At 71.4% G+C, this 19,716-nt stretch carries 20 protein-coding genes and 1 pseudogene; 15 read left to right on the forward strand and 6 right to left on the reverse strand.

What is annotated here, in order from left to right:
• Positions 1–82: 82 nt before the first annotated feature.
• The 12 genes from AB0K15_RS39485 to AB0K15_RS39540 all read left to right on the forward strand — a co-directional run bounded on the left by AB0K15_RS39485 (position 83) and on the right by AB0K15_RS39540 (position 12,901).
• Positions 83–562, forward strand: a complete 480-nt coding sequence (locus tag AB0K15_RS39485; protein ID WP_364062963.1) for a pyridoxamine 5'-phosphate oxidase family protein — start codon at positions 83–85, stop codon at positions 560–562.
• A 26-nt stretch (positions 563–588) separates the two neighbouring features.
• Complete coding sequence (locus AB0K15_RS39490; RefSeq protein ID WP_364062966.1) at positions 589–1,125, forward strand: alpha/beta fold hydrolase; 537 nt, start codon at positions 589–591, stop codon at positions 1,123–1,125.
• Positions 1,089–1,319: a hypothetical protein gene (locus AB0K15_RS39495; RefSeq protein ID WP_364062969.1), complete on the forward strand. Its 231-nt coding sequence runs from the start codon at positions 1,089–1,091 to the stop codon at positions 1,317–1,319. Before AB0K15_RS39490 ends, AB0K15_RS39495 begins: the two co-directional genes overlap by 37 nt.
• 161 nt (positions 1,320–1,480) lie before the next feature.
• Positions 1,481–1,996 (forward strand): hypothetical protein, encoded by a 516-nt coding sequence (locus AB0K15_RS39500; RefSeq protein WP_364062972.1) that lies wholly within the window; start codon positions 1,481–1,483, stop codon positions 1,994–1,996.
• Between the two features lie 203 nt (positions 1,997–2,199).
• Positions 2,200–2,430: a hypothetical protein gene (locus AB0K15_RS39505; RefSeq protein ID WP_364062975.1), complete on the forward strand. Its 231-nt coding sequence runs from the start codon at positions 2,200–2,202 to the stop codon at positions 2,428–2,430.
• Positions 2,378–2,920, forward strand: a complete 543-nt coding sequence (locus AB0K15_RS39510; protein WP_364062978.1) for a zinc-binding dehydrogenase — start codon at positions 2,378–2,380, stop codon at positions 2,918–2,920. The genes AB0K15_RS39505 and AB0K15_RS39510 overlap by 53 nt, the downstream gene beginning before the upstream one ends.
• A 558-nt stretch (positions 2,921–3,478) precedes the next feature.
• Positions 3,479–6,130 carry a Pls/PosA family non-ribosomal peptide synthetase gene (locus tag AB0K15_RS39515; protein WP_364063109.1) on the forward strand — a complete coding sequence of 884 codons (2,652 nt, stop codon included), beginning with the start codon at positions 3,479–3,481 and terminating at the stop codon, positions 6,128–6,130.
• Between the two features lie 14 nt (positions 6,131–6,144).
• Positions 6,145–9,390: an amino acid adenylation domain-containing protein gene (locus AB0K15_RS39520; protein ID WP_364062981.1), complete on the forward strand. Its 3,246-nt coding sequence runs from the start codon at positions 6,145–6,147 to the stop codon at positions 9,388–9,390.
• Positions 9,391–9,412: 22 nt separating this feature from the next.
• Positions 9,413–10,417 (forward strand): TauD/TfdA family dioxygenase, encoded by a 1,005-nt coding sequence (locus AB0K15_RS39525; protein ID WP_364062984.1) that lies wholly within the window; start codon positions 9,413–9,415, stop codon positions 10,415–10,417.
• Positions 10,414–11,484, forward strand: a complete 1,071-nt coding sequence (gene sbnB / locus AB0K15_RS39530; RefSeq protein ID WP_364062987.1) for a 2,3-diaminopropionate biosynthesis protein SbnB — start codon at positions 10,414–10,416, stop codon at positions 11,482–11,484. Before AB0K15_RS39525 ends, sbnB begins: the two co-directional genes overlap by 4 nt.
• Before the next feature lie 24 nt (positions 11,485–11,508).
• On the forward strand, positions 11,509–12,495 hold the full coding sequence (gene sbnA / locus AB0K15_RS39535; protein WP_364062990.1) for a 2,3-diaminopropionate biosynthesis protein SbnA: 987 nt from the start codon (positions 11,509–11,511) through the stop codon (positions 12,493–12,495).
• Positions 12,496–12,544: 49 nt separating this feature from the next.
• Positions 12,545–12,901, forward strand: a complete 357-nt coding sequence (locus AB0K15_RS39540) for an extradiol dioxygenase (RefSeq protein ID WP_364062993.1) — start codon at positions 12,545–12,547, stop codon at positions 12,899–12,901.
• Between the two features lie 49 nt (positions 12,902–12,950).
• Here AB0K15_RS39540 and AB0K15_RS39545 read toward each other — a convergent pair whose 3' ends face one another.
• Both AB0K15_RS39545 and AB0K15_RS39550 read right to left on the reverse strand, forming a co-directional pair.
• Positions 12,951–13,193, reverse strand: a complete 243-nt coding sequence (locus AB0K15_RS39545) for a cupin domain-containing protein (RefSeq protein WP_364062996.1) — start codon at positions 13,191–13,193, stop codon at positions 12,951–12,953.
• Entirely contained in the window at positions 13,153–14,088 is a 936-nt protein-coding gene (locus AB0K15_RS39550; protein WP_364062998.1) for a LysR family transcriptional regulator, read from the reverse strand. The genes AB0K15_RS39545 and AB0K15_RS39550 overlap by 41 nt, the downstream gene beginning before the upstream one ends.
• Positions 14,089–14,174: 86 nt before the next feature.
• On the opposite strand from AB0K15_RS39550, the gene AB0K15_RS39555 reads away from it, so the two are divergent.
• Genes AB0K15_RS39555 through AB0K15_RS39565 form a run of 3 tightly spaced genes read left to right on the forward strand, consistent with a single transcriptional unit; the run spans position 14,175 to position 16,955 of the window.
• Positions 14,175–15,335, forward strand: a complete 1,161-nt coding sequence (locus AB0K15_RS39555; RefSeq protein ID WP_364063001.1) for an acyl-CoA dehydrogenase family protein — start codon at positions 14,175–14,177, stop codon at positions 15,333–15,335.
• Position 15,336: 1 nt separating this feature from the next.
• Positions 15,337–16,128, forward strand: a complete 792-nt coding sequence (locus AB0K15_RS39560; RefSeq protein WP_364063004.1) for a MaoC family dehydratase N-terminal domain-containing protein — start codon at positions 15,337–15,339, stop codon at positions 16,126–16,128.
• The gene (locus AB0K15_RS39565; RefSeq protein ID WP_364063007.1) at positions 16,125–16,955 is read left to right on the forward strand and encodes a CoA ester lyase; all 831 of its coding nucleotides are present in this window, start codon (positions 16,125–16,127) and stop codon (positions 16,953–16,955) included. The genes AB0K15_RS39560 and AB0K15_RS39565 overlap by 4 nt, the downstream gene beginning before the upstream one ends.
• Here AB0K15_RS39565 and AB0K15_RS39570 read toward each other — a convergent pair.
• The 4 genes and pseudogenes from AB0K15_RS39570 to AB0K15_RS39585 form a co-directional block, all read right to left on the reverse strand.
• A complete protein-coding gene (locus tag AB0K15_RS39570; RefSeq protein ID WP_364063010.1) occupies positions 16,939–17,772 on the reverse strand; it encodes a spermidine synthase in 834 nt (277 codons plus the stop codon). The genes AB0K15_RS39565 and AB0K15_RS39570 overlap by 17 nt on opposite strands.
• A complete protein-coding gene (gene speD / locus AB0K15_RS39575; RefSeq protein ID WP_364063112.1) occupies positions 17,769–18,161 on the reverse strand; it encodes an adenosylmethionine decarboxylase in 393 nt (130 codons plus the stop codon). Before speD ends, AB0K15_RS39570 begins: the two co-directional genes overlap by 4 nt.
• Before the next feature lie 60 nt (positions 18,162–18,221).
• Positions 18,222–19,346 (reverse strand): annotated as a pseudogene (locus AB0K15_RS39580) (type III PLP-dependent enzyme); the annotation flags it as partial.
• Entirely contained in the window at positions 19,343–19,702 is a 360-nt protein-coding gene (locus AB0K15_RS39585; RefSeq protein ID WP_364063013.1) for a hypothetical protein, read from the reverse strand. The pseudogene AB0K15_RS39580 and the gene AB0K15_RS39585, both read right to left, overlap by 4 nt.
• Positions 19,703–19,716 lie beyond the last annotated feature (14 nt).

Raw genomic sequence — 19,716 nt, forward strand, 5'->3', positions numbered from 1 at the left:
TTACGAGACATCCCTTAGCGTGGCGGCAGGCGGCCGACGAACTCGTCGGGCAGCTCGAAAAGACGCGTAATGAGGTGTTTCCGTGCCCGCGATCAGCCAAGAAATGACCGACGTCATCGAAGAAGCGAAACTGATGTTCGTCGCGACCGTCCGTCCTGACGGGACTCCCAACGTCTCGCCCAAGGGTTCGGTGCGCGTGCTCGACCCCGACCACCTGATCTTCATGGACATCGCCTCGCTGCAGACCGTGGAGAACCTGCGCCACCAGCTGGCGATCGAGGTCAACGTGGTGGACTTCATCGCCCGCAAGGGTTTCCGCTTCCGCGGCACCGCCGAGGTCCTCGACGCGGGACATCCGGATTTCGAGTGGATCCGCGCGTGGCTGGTGTCGAAGCACAGTGACAGCCAGCCGACCAACCACGCCGTGAAGATCGCGGTCAGCGAGGCCGCCGAGCTCCTGTCGCCCGCGTACACGGTGGACCACGTGCCGGAGGCCGACGTCCGCAAGGGCTGGTTGCGCAACTACGGCCTCGCCGAAGCCCCGTCCGAAGCCGGCGTGTAGCCGCCCATTCCGCTGAAGGAGCCGGAGTGTCGGTTTTCGTTCTCGTGCACGGTTCGTGGCACGACGGGTCGGCCTGGGCCGATGTGGCCGAGCACCTCGCGGGGCTCGGGCACGAGGTGCACAGCCCGACCGTCGCCGGCCGCGGCGCCGGAGCGTCTCGGGAGGTGACCCATGACGACTGCGTGGCCTCGATCACCGACTACGTCGAGCGGCACGACCTCGCCGGCTTCGTCCTCGTCGGACACGGCTGGGGCGGGAGCGTCATCGCCCGCGTCGTCGAGCGCTGGCCCGATCGGGTGCGGCGGCTGGTGTTCCTGAACGCCTTCGTCCCCGCCAACGGGACGAGCGTGCTGGACAACGCCCCGCCCGTCTACCGAGAGCTGTTCCCGGTCCTGGCCGCGCGGTCGGGGGACAACACGGTGATGCTGCCGTTCGAGGTCTGGCGCGACGCGTTCATCGGCGACGCCGACCTGACGCGGGCCCGGGAGACCTACGGGATGCTCACCCGGAACCGCTCGGTCCGACGGTGGAGAAGCTGGACCTCACGAAGTTCTACGCGTTGACCGGCGTGCCCCGCAGCTATGTCTTGTGCGGCGAGGATTCGGCGCTCCCGCCGGGCGACCCCGAGCACGGCTACCTGGCCAACGCCCGCCGGCTCGGCACCTTCCGGCTGGTGACGCTCGAAGGTTCCCACGAGGTCATGTTCACCGGCCCGGCACTGCTGGCGAGCAAGCTCGCGCTCGCGGGCCGGGACTGATCGGGTTCGGCGGCTCGTCGCCGCGTCCGCGCCGGGCCGGGCCCCGCGGAGGCGGCGACGTCCCCACTCGGGCGCCGGGTGGGCTGGAAGAGCGAGGAGTGCAGGTCGATGGGCGAAGCCGAGCTGGTCTTCCGGAGCTGGGACCGGCCGACGATCCGCGGGTGACGGAGGACCTGCTGCCGCTGCTGCGGCCGGCGTTGTCCGGCGAGCTGTTCGAAGAACTGGTGACCGAAGGACACGACCAGGGCCTGCGGTACCTGATCGCCTGTTCACCGGCCGGGCAGCCGCCGGCCGCGGCCGGGTACCGCACGCTCGTCACCAGCCGGGGCTGCGTCCTGTTCATCGACGACCTGGTCACCGGCGAGGCCGCGCGGTCGCAGGGGGTCGGCGCCCGCTTGCTGGGCGAGCTGAAGGCATTGGCGCCGGGTGCGTCCGGCTGGAGCTCGACTCCGGCGTCGCGAACCCCCACGCGCACCGGTTCTACCTCCGCCACCGGCTGGACATCACGGCGGTCCACTTCGCCGGACCGGTGGAGCTCGAAAGCCGGTCTTGACCCGCGCCCCCTTCAGGAGGAGGAAACGTGCGTGCGGCCTACGTGGAACGGCTCGGTGGCGTGGTGGGGATCCGCTTCGGCGAGCTGCCCGGACCCGTCGCCGGCCCGGGTGAGGTCGCAGTGATGTCGTTGCGACGTCGGTGAATCCCGTCGACACCTTCGTCCGCTCCGGCTGTACGCGACGCAAGTCCCGCTGCCGCTGGTCCTCGGCCGGGACCTCGTCGGCCGCGTCGCCGCGGACGCCCACGGATTCCGGGCCGGGAGTGGGTCTGGTGCAACAGCCTCGGCCACGCCGGGCGCCAGGGCGCGGCCGCCGAACGCGCGGTGGTGCCCGCCGACCGGCTCTGCCGCGTGCCGGACGGCGCCGACCCGCTCGCCGTCGTCGCGATGGCGCACCCGGCCGCCACCGCGTACCTGGCTCTGGTCACCTTCGGCCGGGTGCTGCCCGGCGAGACGGTGCTGGTCGCGGGCGGTGGCGGGAACGTCGGCGGCGCGCTGATCGAACTTGCGGCCGCCGCGGGCGCCCGGGTGTTCCGCCGACCTCGGCCGCTGCCGTGACCTGGGCGCGGCCGAGGCGTTCGACTACCGCGACGAGCGCCTGCCCGCCGAGCTCGCGTGGGCCGGCCCGGGCGAGCTGATCGTCGACACCTCGGACCGCAACGACCTGGAGGCGGCGGTGCGCCTCCTGGCCCGGCGCGGCCGCGTCGTGCTGCTCGCCGGCGCCCGCAGCCGCCCCGTGCTGCCGGCCGGCGAGCTGTACACGCACGACCGCTCGGTCCTCGGCTTCGCCATCTCGACCGCGACGGCCGCGGAGCCGGCCGAGGCCGCCGCGGCCCTGAACCCGCGCTTCGCGGCCGGCGGTTTGCGCCCCCGCCGCGTGGAGCACCACACCCTCGCGGACGCCGCGGAGGCGCACCGCCGGCCGGAACACGGCGAGGTGCCCGGGCGCGTGGTGCTGCTGATTTCGCCGTCAAGTGTCCACGGCGGACACAACGGGTTCTCCGGGCGGACGGACGGACCTCGGGATCACATTCGTGCAACAGCGTGAATAGCGGGATTTCGGCGGGTTGGAGTATTTCGCCCCCCGTTTGTTCCTTGCGCAGACCCGCCGGTGACGGAAAGTGAAGATCAAATTCGCGACGGTGAATGATCGAATCGGCTTGACGACCTGAAAAACGAATCACGAATCGGCGTGGTGGCCCGGTCGGAAACGCTGCTCGGCCGGGCTGGTCATGATCTTGCACCCGACGCGACGACTTCGGCACAGTGTGCAAACTTATTGGTGGATCAAGGAAGTTGCCCGACGGATTGCCTGCGCCATCCGGTTGCCGCTGAAATCTTCGCTACCTCGGAAGACGTTCTCGGACGAAGTCGGAGCCAGGCGGCGTACTGTGCCCGTAAGGACCGTTTTGGGGTCGACGGCACGCGGAGGGGGATTACAGTGGGTGGCGAACGTCGCCGAGACGATGTCGGTACGTCCGGCCGGTCGGAGACGTGGAGGTGGGAGAATACAGGTGGGAAGAACCAAGCCCGGGGCCTGGGGAAATCTGACGAATTCCTGACGGGGGACTGGGCGAAATCTCGACGGGGGAGTGGCAGGCATGCCATCACTCCCGATCGCACCGAGCGTGTTTACGCCGAGGTGCTCGCGGACGTGGCGAAGGTCGACCAGGTGTCGGCCGAAAGTCACTTCTTCGACGACCTGGGCGTGAACTCGCTGGTGATGGCGCATTTCTGCGCGCGGGTCCGCAAGCGGGCGGACGTGCCGTCCGTGTCGATGAAGGACGTCTATGCCAACCCGACCGCGCGCGGCCTCGCGACGGCGCTCACCGACGACGAACCCGACGAGGCGGAGTCGGCGACCGAAGCACCGGACCGGGAACAGGACCCCGCGCCTGCCCCTGACCTGCCCCGCGCCGGCACCGGAGCGTACGTCCTCTGCGGACTGCTCCAGTTCGTGACTTTCCTGGGTTATTCCTATCTCGCCGCACTCCTGGTGGTACGTGGTGCTTCGTGGGTCTACGCCTCGGCGAACCTGCTGGAGGTCTACGTGCGGCTCGTGGTCTTCGGCGGTGCGAGCCTGATCGGGCTGTGCCTGCTGCCGATCGTGGCGAAGTGGGTGCTCATCGGCCGGTGGAAGCCGCAGCGCATTCGCGTGTGGACGCCTGCCTACTTCCGTTTCTGGCTCGTGAAGACGTTGGTGCAGCGGAATCCGGTGGCGCTGTTGTTCCTCGGCTCGCCGCTGTACGTGCTGTACCTGAAGGCGCTGGGCGCGAAGATCGGCCGGGGAGTCGCGATCTTCTCGCGCAACGTGCCCGTGTGCACCGACCTGCTCACGATCGGCGAAGGCTCGGTGATCCGGAAGGACTCGTTCTTCACCGGCTACCGGGCCGAAGCCGGCGTGCTCCAGACCGGTTCGGTGACGCTGGGCAAGGACGTGTTCGTGGGCGAGCTGTCGGTGCTCGACATCGGCACGTCGATGGGCGACGGCTCCCAGCTGGGGCACGTGTCGTCGCTGCATCCCGGGCAGGCGGTGCCGGCCGGTGAGCGCTGGCACGGGTCGCCGGCGTTGCGCGCGGAGGCGGACTACCGCGGGGTCGGGCCCGCGCGCTGCGGCCGGGCGCGCCGGTTCTCCTACGGCGTCACGCAGCTGCTGACCACGCTGCTCGTGTACCTCCCGCTGGCCGTCGGCGGTGTGGACCTGCTCATCGCGAAGGTCCCGCGGCTCGGCGCGGTGCTCGAGACCCCCACTGTCGCGTTCGGGAGCTGGGCGTTCTACGGCAACGCGCTGGTGGTCACGTTCGTGATCTTCTTCGGCGTCTCACTGCTCGGGCTGCTTCTCATCGCCGTCGTCCCGCGCGTGCTCAGCCTCGCGCTCAGACCGGACAAGGTCTACCGCCTGTACACCTTGCGTTACTCGATCCTGCGGGCGATCCGGCTGATCAGCAACCTCAAGTTCTTCATGACCGTCTTCGGCGACAGCTCCGCGATCGTGCACTACCTGCGTTACCTCGGCTACCGCATGCCCGACGTCGAGCAGACCGGCTCGAACTTCGGCACGGCGGTCAAGCACGAGACGCCGTTCCAGAGCTCCGTCGGCAGCGGCACGATGGTCGCGGACGGGCTTTCGATCGTCAACGCCGACTACTCCAGCACGTCCTTCAAGGTTTCCCGGGCGGCCATCGGCGCGCACAACTTCCTCGGCAACGTGATCGTCTACCCCTCCCAGGGGCGGACGGGGGAGAACTGCCTGCTCGCGACCAAGGTCTTGGTGCCCGTCGACGGGCCCGTCCGCGAGAACGTCGGGCTGCTGGGCTCGCCGAGCTTCGAGATCCCGCGCACGGTGGCCCGCGACCACCAGTTCGACCACCTGCGCACCGGCGACGAGTTCCGCCGGCGGCTGGCCGCGAAGAACCGGCACAACGCCGGCACCGCCGTGATGTTCCTGCTGGTGCGCTGGCTCTACTTCTTCGGGGTCATGCTGCTCGGCTGGGCCTCGGTGGAGCTCTACCCGCGGTTCGGGGTCTCGGCGGTGGCGCTGGCCTCGGTCGCCGCGCTGCTGTTCAGCGCCGTGTTCTTCACGCTGGTGGAACGCGCGTCCATCTTGATTCACCCGCTGCGGCCGCTGTACTGCTCGATCTACGACCGCCGCTTCTGGCGCCACGAGCGGTTCTGGAAGGCGGCGGCGTCCACGGTGTACGTCCAGGCCCTCAACGGCACCCCGTTCAAGAACCTCGCCTGGCGGATGCTCGGCGTCAAGGTCGGGCGGCGTGTGTTCGACGACGGCGCGGCGATGCCGGAGAAGACGCTGGTGACGTTCGGCGACGAGGCCACCCTCAACGTCGGCTCGCACGTGCAATGCCACTCCCAGGAGGACGGGGCCTTCAAGGCCGACCGCATCACCGTCGGCGCGCGCAGCACGGTCGGGGTCGGCGCGTGGGTGCACTACGGAGCCACGATGGGCGAGGGGTCGGTGCTCGCGGCCGACTCGTTCCTGATGAAGGGCGAGGACGTACCGCCGCACTCCCGGTGGGAAGGCAACCCGGCGCGGGAGATCGGGTCGGGCCATGACGGGGACGGACGGGTCGCGGCCGGCCGGCACCGGCGCCGGGAAGGGCACAACGGCAAGCCGATCGAGCAGTTCGCCGTCACCAACGGAAAGCGGCGGCCCGGCCCGCGGCGGCGCGCCCCGGACGGACACAACGGAAAGGCGATCATCGCCGACGGAACGTGGCGGCCGAGCCCGTGGCCACGGTGAGCGGAGGGGAACACATGGGAGAGCTACCGAGAGCGGACTTCCGGTTCTGGCGTGACGTGCTCGTGGCCGGCGGGGCCACGACGGTGCCGCGCTGGACGTCGGGTCCGGGCGCGGGGGTGGGGACGACGACCGTGCGGCTGCCCGCCCCGGTGGCGGCCGGGGTGCGCCGGCTCGCGCGGGAGCTGGGGATCCCGGGCAGCGCGGTGCTGCTCGCCGCGCACGCCAGGGTGCTGGCCGCGCTGACCGGTGAACGCGAGGTCGTGACCGGTTATGCGGCGTCGGCCGGCGCGCCCGTGCCGTGCCGCCTGACGACGGAGCCGGAGACGTGGCGGGAACTGGTGACGGAGACCTACCGGGCCGAGTCGCAGTTGCTGGCGCACCGGCATTTCCCGGTGGACGAGCTGCGGCGCGACCTGGATGTGCCCGGCCCGGTCACCGAGACCGTGTTCGACCCGGCCGGCGACGGTGAGCTCACCGGGACGGCGGTGCTGCGTGTCGGATTCGCGAACCGTCGCCGCCGCCTCGACGTGCGCTACCGCGCCGACGTGCTCGACGCGGCCGCCGCGGCCCGCATCGCCGGCTACCACGTCGCCGCGCTGGCGCGGCTGGTGGCGGCCCCGGACACCGAGCACGGGCCGCAGAGCCTGCTCGCACCCGACGAGCTGCGGTTCCAGCTCGACGGGCTCGCCGGGCCGAGGCGGCCCCTGCCCGACCTGCGGGCGCACGAGCTGTTCGAGCAACGGGTGCGCCGGCACCCGGACGCGCTCGCGGCCGTGCACGGCGAGCACGCGTGGACCTACCGCGAGCTCAACGAACGGGCCAACCGGCTGGCGCGAGCGCTGCTCGCCCGCGGCCTGCGCCGGGAAAGCGTGGTGGCGGTGGTGACCGAGCGGAACCTCGGCTGGCTCGCCGCGGTGCTCGCGGTGTTCAAGGCGGGCGGGGTGTACCTGCCGATCGAACCGCACTTCCCGCCCGAGCGGATCGCGAAGACGCTGCGGCGGGCCGCTTGCGAGCTGGTGCTGACCGAGCGCGGCAGCAGCGGGACGCTGGACCACGCGCTGGCGCTGCTGCCCGGCGCGGTGCGGCTGCACGTCGAAGCGGCCTGCGCTGAGCACCGGTCCGCCACCGACCTCGGGATCGACGTGACGCCGCGCCAGCTCGCCTACATCTACTTCACCTCGGGCTCCACCGGCGAGCCCAAGGGCGCGATGTGCGAGCACGCGGGGATGCTGAACCACTTGCACGCCAAGATCGACGATCTGGGGATCACCGAGGGACAGGTCGTGGCGCAGACCGCGCCCCAGTGCTTCGACATCTCGTTGTGGCAGCTGCTGGCGCCGCTGCTCGTCGGCGGGCGGACGCTGATCGTCGAGCAGGAGGTGATCCTCGACGCCGAGCGGTTCGTCGACCGGATCGCGCAGGGCCGGGTCGCGGTGGCACAGGTCGTCCCGTCCTATCTGGAAGCCTTGCTGTCCTTTGTGGAGAGTCACCCGCGCCCGCTGCCGGACCTGCGGTGTGTGTCGGCGACCGGCGAAGCGCTGAAGAAGGAGCTGGTGCAACGCTGGTTCGCCGCGTACCCGGACGTCAAGCTGGTCAACGCCTACGGCCTCACCGAGACCTCCGACGACACCAACCACGAGGTCATGGACCGGCCACCGGACACCGGCCTGGTCCCGCTCGGGCGGCCGGTGAACAACGTCCACGTCTACGTCGTCGACGAGCACCTGCAGCCGGTGCCGCTGGGCGCGCCCGGCGAGATCGTGTTCTCGGGCGTGTGCGTCGGCCGTGGGTACGTCAACGATCTCGCGCGCACCCGCGCGGCGTTCCTGCCGGATCCGCACCGGCTGGGCGAACGGCTCTACCGCAGCGGGGACCGCGGCCGCTGGCTGCCCGGGGGCCGGCTGGAGTTCCTGGGCCGCCGCGACAGCCAGGTGAAGATCTCCGGCTTCCGGATCGAGGTCGGCGAGGTCGAGAACGCGCTGCTGCGCGTGCCCGGGGTCGGCGACGGTGCCGTGGTGGTCGCCGAGCGCGACGGCCAGGGCAAGCACCTGGTGGCGTTCTACTCCGCCGCCGAGGCTCTGCCGGCCGACGCGTTGCACGGCAGGCTGGGCAGTTCGCTGCCCGGTTACATGGTCCCGTCGGCGTTTCACTGGCGGGAGCAGCTTCCCTTGACCGCCAACGGCAAGATCGACAAGAAAGCGCTGACCGCGCTGGCGGCGGAGCTCGAAGGTGCCGAGGAAGAGCACGACGCACCGGCGACACCCGCCGAGCAGCGGCTGGCGGCCGCGTGGGCCGGCGTGCTCGGTCTCGCGCTCGAGAAGATCGGCCGGCGCGACCACTTCTTCGACCGGGGCGGCACGTCGCTCTCGGCGGTGAAGCTGGCCGTCGCCCTGGACCGCGCGGTGTCGCTCGCCGAGATCACCCGGCACCCGGTGCTCGCCGACCAGGCCGCGCTGCTCGACGAACGAGCCGACGACGAGGCCGGGCGGCTGCTGCAGCCGCTCACCGAGCCGGCCGGAGAACCGGACGCGGTGCTCGTCTGCTTCCCGCACGCCGGGGGCAACTCGGTGAACTTCCGGCCGCTGGCCTCGGCGCTGCGGGGGAGCGGGCTCGCGGTGTACGCCGTGGAGCTGCCCGGGCACGACCTGTCCGCCGACCGCGAGGCGTTCGCGCCGATGATGCGGGTGGTCGACCAGGTCGTCGCGGAAATCGATCACCTCGCTCCGCGGCGCGTGCTGTTGTGGGGCCATTCCTCGGGTGCCGCGTTCGCCTTCGAGACGGCCCGGCGGCTCACCGGGCGCGGGGTGGACGTACGGCGGCTGTTCCTGGGCGCGCAGCTGCTGGGCGACGCCGACGAACGGCGCGCTTCGATCAGCGAGCTGGGCCGGCTGAGCAACGCCGCGATCGCCGAGGAGCTGGCCGCGGACAGCGGCGACCCCGCACTCGGCGAGCTCGACCCGGAGCGGGCCGAGCAGGTCGGCGCGGCGTTCCGGCACGACTGCGTGTCGGCGCACAGCTACCTCGCCTCCGCGCTGGCGAACCCGCCGGCGGCGAAGCTGACCACGCCCGTCACCGTCGTCGCCGCGGACGACGACCCGATCACCGTGGACTTCCGCGACCGCCACGGCGAATGGCGGCTGCTGGCCGAGCACGTCGACGTGCGGGCGATCGCCGGCGGCGGCCACTACTTCCCCCGCACCAACCCGGCCGAGACCGCGCGGGTCGTGCTGCACGCCGCCCAGCCGGTGCTCGTCACGTGAACTCGAACCGAAAGGACAGGACATGTTTTCCTCACCGTCGGCATTGCTCGCCGAAGTGCGGCCGAGCCCGGGCGGCGTTCCGCTGCTGCCGGCCGAACCGGGTGCCGGTGCGCCGGCCTGGGCGAGTGAACACCGCGACACGCTGCGCGCTGCCGTCGCCGAGCACGGCTGCGTGCTCGTCCGCGGCCTCGGGCTGAGCGACGCCGCCGACGTCGCCGCCGTGTTCGAGCGGCTCGCCGGCGAGCTCATGAAGGATCGCGAGGCCTTCGCGCCGCGCGAGGTCTACTCGGCCGAGGTGTATTCGTCGTCGGTGTGGCCGCAGAACCAGCCGATGTGCATGCACCACGAGCTGAGCTACCGGCTCGAGGTGCCCGGCCTGCTGCTGTTCGCCTGTCTCGGCGCGCCCACCGAAGGCGGCGCCACGGCGGTGTCGGACTCGCCGACCGTGCTCGACGCGTTGCCCGCGGACCTCGTCCGCCGGTTCGAGCAGGAGGGCTGGCTGCTCACCCGCAGCTACAACGACGAGATCGGCGCGACGGTCGCCGAGTCGTTCGGCACCGACGACCCGGCGGCGATCGAGAACTACTGCCGTGCCAACGCGATCGAGTTCGAATGGCAGCCCGACGGCGGGTTGCGCACCCGGCAGCGGCGCAGCGCCGTCGTGTCCCATCCGGTCACCGGCCGGCGTTGCTGGTTCAACCAGGTCGCGTTCCTCAACGAATGGACGATGGATCCCGAGGTCCATGAGTACCTGATCGAGGTGTACGGCGCCGACGCGCTGCCGTTCAACACCCGCTTCGGGGGCGGTGACCCGATCGGCGAGGACGTGGTGGCGCTGCTCAACCGCGTCTACGAGGCCAACACCGCGCGTGAGCCGTGGCAGGCCGGGGACCTGATGCTGGTGGACAACATCCGGACCGCGCACAGCCGGGAGCCCTTCGAGGGGCCCCGCGAAGTGCTCGTCGGGCTGGCCGACCCGGTGCGCCCGGCCGGTCTCGCGCCGGGTGCCGAAGCGGGTGCGAGATGACCGCGATCCGACCCAACCCGGCCCGCGCCGGAACCGGTGGGCCGAACGCGGTGCCCCCGTTCGCCGTGATCGGCGGCGGCCAGGTGCGGAGCACGCTCGTGGGGCGCGAGCGGGAGATCGTCGAGCTGGTGGAGGCCACCTACCGGCTGCACAGCGAGGGCGACACGGTGAACCCGCCGTCGTACTTCCTGCGGTTCCCCGACCGCCCGGCGTCGCGGATCATCGCTCTGCCGGCCTCGATCGGCGGACAGGTGCGAGTGGACGGCCTGAAGTGGATCTCGAGCTTCCCCGGGAACATCGAGTCCGGCATTCCCCGGGCGTCGGCGGTCCTGATCCTCAACGACCACGACACCGGATACCCGTTCGCGTGCCTGGAAAGCTCCATCATCAGCGCCACGCGGACCGCCGCGCTGGCCGCGTGCGCCGCGGCGGCACTGAGCCGGGGCCGGGCCCGGCCGGTGCGCGTCGGGTTCGTCGGGACGGGGCTCATCGCGCGCTACGTCCACACCTTCCTGGCCGGCACCGGCTGGGAGTTCGACGAGCTCGGGGTGTACGACCTGTCGACCGAGAGCGCCGCCGGGTTCCACGGGTACCTCACGCGGACGGGGACCGGCGGGCGGATCACGGTCCACGAGTCGGCGGAGTCGCTGATCCGTTCGAGCGACCTGATCGTGTTCGCCACCGTCGCGGGCCGGCCGCACGTGTCCGAGCGGTCGTGGTTCGACCACGATCCGGTGGTGCTGCACGTTTCCTTGCGTGATCTCGCGCCGGAGCTCCTGCTGAGCACGGCCAACTTCGTCGACGACGTCGAGCACTGCCTGAAGGCCGGTACGTCGCCGCACCTGGCCGAACAGCTCACGGGCGGGCGCGAGTTCCTCGACGGCACGCTGGACGACGTCCTCGCCGGACGGGTCTCGGTGCCGGCCGACCGGCCGGTGGTGTTCTCGCCGTTCGGGCTCGGGGTCCTCGACCTCGCGGTCGGCAAGTACGTCTACGACGAGATCGCCCGGGCCGGCGAACTGACCGTCATCCCGGACTTTTTCCACGAACTGCGCCGCTACGGCTGACGATCCACCAGGGAGGGGGTCATCGTGACCGTGATATCCGATCCGACGGACTTCAACGAGGAAGAGCTGTACGTCGACCTCGAGTCGATTTTCGGGCACTCGCTCTTCCTCAAGTGCGAGGGGTTCAACTTCGCCGGTTCGATCAAGCTCAAGGCCGCGACCGAGATGGTCGAGGCCGCCGAGTGGCAGGGGCTCCTGAGGCGTGGCTCGATCCTCGTCGAGTCCTCGTCGGGCAACCTCGGCGTGGCGCTCAGCATGGTCGCCGCCAGCAAGGGCTACCGGTTCCTGTGCGTCACCGACTCGCGCTGCAACCTGGCCAGCCGGCGCCTGATGGAGGCGCTGGGCAGCCGGGTGCACATCATCGCGGAACCGGCCGCCGACGGCGGTTTCCTGGGTGCGCGGCTCGCGCTGGTGCGTGAGCTGTGTGCCTCCGACGACCGCTACGTCTGGCTCAACCAGTACGCCAACCCGGGCAACTGGAAGGCGCACTACCGGACCACGGCGCCGGAGATCGCCCGCCAGTTCCCGAAACTCGACGTGCTGTTCGTCGGCGCGGGCACCACGGGCACGCTCATGGGCTGCGCCCGCTTCTTCCGCGAATGGCCCCGGCCGGTCCACATCGTCGCGGTGGACAGCGCCGGCTCGGTGACGTTCGGCGGCGCACCGGGCCGGCGGATGATCCCCGGCCTCGGCACGAGCGTCCGGCCGGCGCTGCTCGACGAGTCCTATGTGGACGAGGTGATCTCCGTCGAGGAGGCCGACACCATCCGCAGCTGCCATCGCCTGGCCCGCAGGGGGTTCCTCTTCGGTGGCTCCACCGGAACCGTCGTCAGCGGGGCCATGCGCTGGCTCCCCGAGCACGACGAGCGTGACCTCACCGCCGTCGCCATCGCGCCGGATCTCGGTGAGCGCTACCTCGACACGATCTACCAGACGAACTGGCTCCAGGACCTCTACGGCGACGACGTGCTCGCCGGCGACGAGCTGATCGCGGGCTTCCTGACGGACTGATCTCCTCGCGGAGCCGGGCTTCGGTGCGGGGGTGTGCGACAGTGACCGCATGCCCATCAGCGGAGCCCACGTGATCGTCTCCAGTCACGATGCCGAAGCGGACCGCGCCTTCCTCCGCGACGTCCTCGCCTTCCCCCACGTCGACGCGGGCGGCGGCTGGCTGATCTTCAAGCTCCCGCCCGCCGAACTCGCCGTTCACCCTGCCGGCGGCCCGCCTTCGCACGAGCTGTACCTCATGTGCGACGACCTGGACGCGACGCTGGCCGACCTGGCTGCCGCCGGCGTCACCTGCGCGCCGGTCGAAGACGAGCGGTGGGGGCGCTTGAGCGGCTTCCGGCTCCCCGGCGGCAGCCGGGTGGGAATCTACGAACCGCGTCATCCCCGCGCCACCGACCTCCAGGTTTGACCGGGCGCGCTTCTCCGCGTCCTGGGCGAGGATCACGTGCGAGCGCTCGTCAGTAGCTCGGCGGCGTCACGCTCACCATGAACTGCGCACTCGTCCGCCCGTCGTTGCGGAAGCGATGGGGGATGTTCGAGTCGAAGTGGCAACTGTCGCGAGTCTTCAGCTCGTGCACCTGGTCGCCGACCTCGACCGTCAGGCGACCGGAGAGCACGACGACGCACTCTTCCGAGCAACGGTTCCGCTTCGCTCGCGAATCACAGCCCCTCCGGCAGCCGAGCCGACGGCCACCGGCCACTGTGGACGGCCGTGCGCACCTGCTCCACCAGCTCGCGCGCCACCACCTCCGCCGCCGCCGACGTGCGTCCGCTGCGTGGCATCCCCAGCACGACCGACCGCCACACCTCCGGCCTGCACAAGGGCGCCGCGCTCAGCGTTCCCGCGTCGAGGTCGCCGGCGATGCCGACGGCGGGCAGGATCGTCCAGCCGTGCCCGGCTCGCACGAGCTGTTTCTGCACCGGCATCGAGTTCGTCTGGATCGCGACGTCGAGCTCGACCTCCGCCCTCGACGCGGTGGTGGTGATCAGCGTGTGCAGGCCGTGCCCGGGAGCCGGCATGACGAGCGGGTGCCCGGCCGCGACGGCGAGCGGCACCGGCTGGTCCGGGCGGAGCCCGGAAGCGGCCGGCGCCACGGCCCACAGCTGCTCGCGGGCCATCGGGGTGACGTTCAACGACGGCGTGCTGGTCAGGTTGTACAGCAGGCTCAGGTCGAGGTCACCGTCGTCGAGCCACTGCTGCAGATGGCCGGAGTAGGCGGCCAGCACCCGCAGCTCGATGCCCGGGTGCTCGCGCAGCACCGTCGACACCAAGGGCTCGGCCAGCAGCTCCGCGGCGCTCTCGAGCAGGCCCACGGTGACGATCCCGGTCACGCTGCCGCCCGGTGGTGTCAGTTCCGCGCGCGCCCGGTCGAGCTCGGTGAGCGCGCGCCGGGCCCGTTCGACGAGGCGCGCCCCCGCTTCCGTCGGCCGCATGCCCCGGCGCGTCCGCTCGAACAGCGCGGCGCCCAGCTCGTGTTCCAGCGTCCTGATCTGCCGGGTCACGGCGGGCTGCACCAGGTGCAACAGCTCGGCGGCGCGCGTCACGCTGCCGACCTCGGCCACGGTGACGAGCGCTTTGAGCTGCTTGAGATCCATGGCGCTCCCGAGGCATGCCGGCCACAGATGGTGGCATCACGAACTGTTATTTCCATCCTGTGGTCATTCTGTTTGATGATAGTCCGATGGAGGGGCTGACGGAGGACGAAGCGGCGATCGTCTCGGTGGTGGCGGAGTTCGTCGACAAACAGGTCCGGCCCGTCGCGCAGGAGCTGGAGCACGCCAACGCCTACCCCGAACGGCTCATCGAGCAGATGAAGGCGCTGGGCGTGTTCGGCCTCGCGATCCCGGAGCCCTGGGGCGAGGCGCAGGTCTCCGCCCGGTGCTACGCGGCGATCACCGAGGAGCTGGCCCGCGGCTGGATGAGCCTCGCGGGCGCGATGGGCGGCCACACCGTCGTTTCGAAGCTCCTCGTCGACTACGGGACACCCGAGCAACGAGACGCCTACCTGCCGAGAATGGCCACGGGTGAGCTGCGCGCCACCATGGCGCTCACCGAACCCGGCGGCGGCTCGGACCTGCAGGCCCTGCGCACGACCGCGCGCCGCGTCGGCGACGAGTACGTCGTCAACGGCTCGAAGACGTGGATCACCAACGCGCGCAAGTCCGGCCTCGTCGCGCTGCTGTGCAAAACCGACCCCGCCGCCGAGCCGGCGCACCGCGGAATCAGCATCCTGCTGGCCGAGCCGGGCCCCGGGTTCCACGTGTCGCGCGACCTGCCCAAGCTCGGCTACAAGGGCGTGGAGAGCTGCGAGCTGGCGTTCGACGACTTCCGCGTGCCGGCGTCCGGGCTGCTGGGCGGCACCGAGGGCGCCGGCTTCGCGCAGATGATGCGGGGGCTGGAGATCGGCCGCATCCAGGTCGCCTGCCGGGCGCTCGGCGTCGGCCGCGCGGCACTGGAGGATTCGCTGCGGTACGCGCAGGAGCGCGAATCCTTCGGCCGGCCGATCTGGCAGCACCAGTCCATCGGCAACCACCTCGCCGACATGGCCACCAAGCTGGAAGCCGCGCGCCAGCTCGTGCACTTCGCCGCCCGCCGCTACGACTCGGGCGAACGCGCCGATCTGGAAGCGGGGATGGCGAAGCTGTTCGCGTCGGAAACGGCCATGGAGGTCGCCCTCGACGCCGTGCGCATCCACGGCGGCTACGGCTACTCGACCGAGTTCGACGTCGAGCGCTACTTCCGCGACGCGCCGCTGATGATCGTCGGCGAGGGCACCAACGAGATCCAGCGGACGGTGATCGCGCGCCAGCTCGTCGCGCGGCACCGGATCCGGTCGAGGTGAGATGAGCGAGCGAACCGAACTCCTGGTGCCCGGGCCGGCCGAGGCTCTGGGCGCACTGCTGGACGTCCCCGTGCCCGACCTGGACGGCGGCGAGGGACTACCGCTGCTGTGGCACTGGCTCTACCTGCTAGACCGGCCGGCCCAGGCCGATCTGGGACCCGACGGGCACCCGGTCCGCAACACCGTCGTCGCCCCACCGGCCCCGGGGCGGCGGCGCATGTGGGCGGGTGGCCGGGTCCGCACGCGGGGCACCTTGCGCTGCGGCGAGCCCGCGACCCGGCATTCGACCGTGCTGTCCACACAGGACAAGCAGGGGCGCTCCGGGCTGTTGACCTTCGTCGTCGTGGGCCACCGGATCGAGCAGGGCGGCCAGGTCGTGGTCGAGGAGGAGCAGGACATCGTCTACCGGCCGCTCGGCGGTGCCACGACGTCCGAGGACGGTCCCGTGGTGCCGGCCGCGCCGGACGAGTGGTCGATCGCCGTCACCCCGGCCCTGCTGTTCCGCTTCTCGGCGTTGACGTTCAACGCCCACCGCATCCACTACGACCGCGACTACGCCCGTGACGTCGAGGGCTACCCGGGCCTGCTGACGCACGGGCCCCTGCAGGTGCTCGCCATGGCCGAGGCCGCTCGGGCCCGCGGCAGCCACGGCGGCGCCCACTTCGAGTACCGGCTGGTCGCCCCGCTGTTCGACCACCAGGGCCTCATCGTCCGGGCGGACTCCCAGACCACTTCCGTGCGCGACGTGTTCGGGCGGCAGACGGCGACCGGCACCCTGAGGAGCTCGCGGTGAACGAGCGCATCGCGACCGCGCGGTCCTTCCTGTTCGTGCCCGGGCACCGCCCGGACCGCTTCGCCAAGGCCGAGGCCGGTGGCGCCGACGTCGTGGTGCTGGACCTGGAGGACGCCGTCGGTGCCGGCCACAAGGACGCGGCCCGCGGTCACGTGCACGAGTGGCTGGCAGCGGGCCACCGGGCTGCCGTGCGGATCAACGCCCCGGGCACGCCGTGGTTCGAAGACGACCTCGCCACGGCCGGCGCGGCGGCGGCCGTGATGGTCCCCAAAGCCGAGGACGCCGCCGGGCTGGCCGAGGTCGCGCGGTCGCTCCCGGCGGGCGCCGCGCTGGTCCCGTTGCTCGAAACGGCGGCCGGGATCGCCGGCGCGGCCGCGGTCTGCGCCGTGCCCGGCGTGGTCCGGGCCGCTTTCGGCAGCGTCGATCTCGCCGCGCAGCTGGGCGTCGACCACACCTCGCACACCGCGCTGCGGTACGCCCGTTCCGCCGTGGTCCTCGCGGCCGCGGCCACCGGCCGCCCGGCCCCGATCGACGGGGTGACGACCGCGCTCGACGACAGCGCCGTCCTCGAGGCGGACCTGGCGGAGGCGGTCACCCTCGGGTTCTCCGCGAAACTGTGCCTGCACCCGCGTCAGATCGCCGCGGTGCACGAGGGTTTCTCCCCGTCCGAAGAGGACCTTCGCTGGGCCCGGGCGATCCTCGCCGCCGTGAGCGACGGCTCCGTGTCCGTCCACGAGGGACAGATGATCGACCGGCCGGTGGGCCTTCGCGCCCAGGGCATCCTCGCGCGGGCGGGGGAGCACCGGCAGGTCAGTGGCGGAGACTGAGCGGCGGCACCGTGGATCCGCGCAGGGTGTGCTCGTCGATCGTCTCCGGGCGGTAGGGCAGGCTCGCCCAGCGCCGCAGCATGGTCTCCACCGGCGCGTCGAGCTCCGTGCCGAAGAGGAACGCCCACTCGTGTTCGTCCGAGCCGAAGTAGACCGGCGCGGGGAATGTCTCCGTGAACCGCTGCCAGCACTTCACGAGCGTGGAGTTGCGCCACAGCGTCGGGCAGCCACCCTGGTACACCACCACTCCGCCGGGGGTGAGCAGGTTTCGGCACAGCCGCAGGAAATCCGTGCCGTACAGGCGGTTGTGCTGCGCGTCGGTGCCGTCCTGCTCGTCGGGCAGGTCGACCACCACGATGTCGTACTTCCCCGTGGCGGTGCGGATGAACTCCCAGCCGTCGGCGTAGTGCACGCGGATCGCGCCGTCACCGCGTTCGGCCGCGGCCAGCTCGGCCGCCGAGTAGCCGTAGGGCAGGTGCCGCGCGCACAGCCGCACCGCCTGGGCGTCGATGTCGACGTGGTCGACGACCGACGCGCCCGCCTGCACCGCGAGCCGGCACACCACACCTTCGCTCGACCCGACGACCAGCACGCGGTTCACCTCGGCGGCCAGCAGCAGCGCGGGTACGAGCAGGGCCTCGTGGTAGACGAGCTGGCTCAGTTCGGTGCTCTGCCGCTCGTCGTCGCAGAACAACGAGATGCCCTGGGCGGTCTTGCCGATCACCAGGTGCTGGTAGTCGGTGCGGGTGTCGACGAGCACGTCCGAGACCTGCCAGACCCGCGTCAGGCCGGCGCCGACCGATTCCGTGATGTTCACCGTGCGTCCTGTCCTCTGTGGATGGTGCTGGTCCTGGCCGCCGTCGCGCCGAGCGTGTCCTGCAACAGCTGCACGGCCAGTTCAGGGTCCGCGCGGCGCCCGCAGGTGAACACGTCGACGAACACCGACCCGCGCTCGGGGTAGGAGTGGATCGACGCGTGCGACTCCGACAGCAGCGCGACCACGGTCACTCCCTGTGGGTCGAACCGCGTGGACGTCACCTCGCGCACGGTCGCGCCGGCCTTGCGCAGCGCGCATTCCAAGCTCTCGCACAGGAATTCGACGTCGTCGAGCAGCTCGGCCGCCACGCCCGAGAACTCCGCGAGCACGTGCCGGCCGGCGAACTCGCCGATCTCCTCGGGTTCCCCGCCGACGAAGTACGTCTTCAGCGGCGGGAACCCGTTGAACGACACCGACGAGTAGCTCTGCGTGTAGGCGCCCGCGCTCAGGATGTCGACGTGGTCACCGGCCGTCAACCCGAGCGGCAGGCGGTACGGAGTGCGGAGGTAGAGCACGTCGTCGCCGTCGCACGTGGGGCCGGCGACGACGACCGGGCCGTCGGGAGTTCCGTCGTACGCGGTCTCCAGGCGGTAGGCGATGGCCTCGTTCTCGGTCTCGGCCAGCCCGCCGTAGCGGCCGATGTCCAGATACACCCAGCGCTTCTCGTCCGTCACGGACTTGCGCGACACCAGCACGACCTCGCTGCGGATCAGCCCGGCGTCGGCCACCACGGCCCGGCCGGGCTCGAACGCGAGGTCCGGCGCCGCGGGGAAGTGCCGCGCGATCGCCGCTCGGATGGCCGCCGTGTACTCGGCGAGCGGTGGGGGAGTGGTCGTGTACCGGCCCGGCAGCCCGCCGCCGATGTTCAGGCCGCGCAACGCGACACCGCGCGCCGCCGCGTCGCGCGTCACCCTCGCGGCGGTGGCGATCCCGGCCTCCCACGCCCGCGGGTCGAGGTGCTGGGAGCCGACGTGGAACGCGACGCCTTCCGGGTCGAGCCCGAGGGCGGCGGCGCGGGTGAGCAGGTCCACCGCCATCTCCGGTGCGCACCCGAACTTCTGCCCGAACGGGGTTTGCGAGCCGGAGCTGTCCACGAGCACGCGGCACGACACCGTCGACCCGGGTGCGTGCTCGGCGAGGTTGGCGAGGTCTTCGGCGCTGTCGAAGGTGAACCGGCGAACCCCGGCCCGGAACGCGAACGCGATGTCGCGCGCCTTCTTCACGGTGTTGCCGTACGAGATGAGCTCGGGCCGCGCGCCCTGGGCGAGGCACAGCTCGATCTCCTCGCGGCCGGCGACGTCGAAGCCCGCGCCGGCCCGGACGAGCAACCGCACGATCTCCGGAGCCGGGTTGGCCTTCACCGCGTAGTACATCCGCGCTTCGGGCAGCGCCTCACGCAGCCGGTCGTGGCTTTCCCGCACCGCGTCGAGATCGATCACGAGGCAGGGTGTCGGGGGTCTCCGGTCGTCCAGGAACGCCCGAGCTCGTTCCGGTGCCGGCGGTCGGACGTCGATCACAGCCGCCGAGTATAGGGCTGTTTCCGCTGGTGCCGGGCAGGATTCGGCACGTCTCACCCGCGCTCGGCCGGCGGATCGGGCTCGGTGGTCAGCACGGGGTCGGCGAACCCGGCGGCCAGGGCTTTCAGCGCGGCCTCCAGGTACACAGTGAGGTCGGCGTCGGCGCGCGCGGACCAGCGCTCGTAGGCGGCGCGGCAGGTGGCGAGCACCGAGCGGCCGACGGTGAGCGGGTAGAGCGAGTCCGTGGGCTGGCCCGTGCGCCGGGCGACGAAATCGGCGACGGCACGTTCCCCGGCGTCGTAGTGGATGGTGGCGCTGGCGGCGAGGTCGGGGACGGTGCTGATCAGGCTCGTGTGCGTCCCCGGCTCGATCGAGAGGATCGCGGGGGAGGTGGGCGCGCACCACCCGGCCAATGGTTCGCGTGCTC

This window comes from Amycolatopsis sp. NPDC049253 (assembly GCF_040678995.1).
Classification (GTDB): domain Bacteria; phylum Actinomycetota; class Actinomycetes; order Mycobacteriales; family Pseudonocardiaceae; genus Amycolatopsis.

Excerpts from the sequence above, each read along its gene's own strand:
- AB0K15_RS39520 (WP_364062981.1), top strand. The coding sequence starts at position 6,145 with ATGGGAGAGCTACCGAGAGCGGACTTCCGGTTCTGGCGTGACGTGCTC.
- AB0K15_RS39525 (WP_364062984.1), top strand. The coding sequence starts at position 9,413 with ATGTTTTCCTCACCGTCGGCATTGCTCGCCGAAGTGCGGCCGAGCCCG.
- sbnB (WP_364062987.1), top strand. The coding sequence starts at position 10,414 with ATGACCGCGATCCGACCCAACCCGGCCCGCGCCGGAACCGGTGGGCCG.
- AB0K15_RS39540 (WP_364062993.1), top strand. The coding sequence starts at position 12,545 with ATGCCCATCAGCGGAGCCCACGTGATCGTCTCCAGTCACGATGCCGAA.
- AB0K15_RS39550 (WP_364062998.1), bottom strand. The coding sequence starts at position 14,088 with ATGGATCTCAAGCAGCTCAAAGCGCTCGTCACCGTGGCCGAGGTCGGC.
- AB0K15_RS39555 (WP_364063001.1), top strand. The coding sequence starts at position 14,175 with ATGGAGGGGCTGACGGAGGACGAAGCGGCGATCGTCTCGGTGGTGGCG.
- AB0K15_RS39560 (WP_364063004.1), top strand. The coding sequence starts at position 15,337 with ATGAGCGAGCGAACCGAACTCCTGGTGCCCGGGCCGGCCGAGGCTCTG.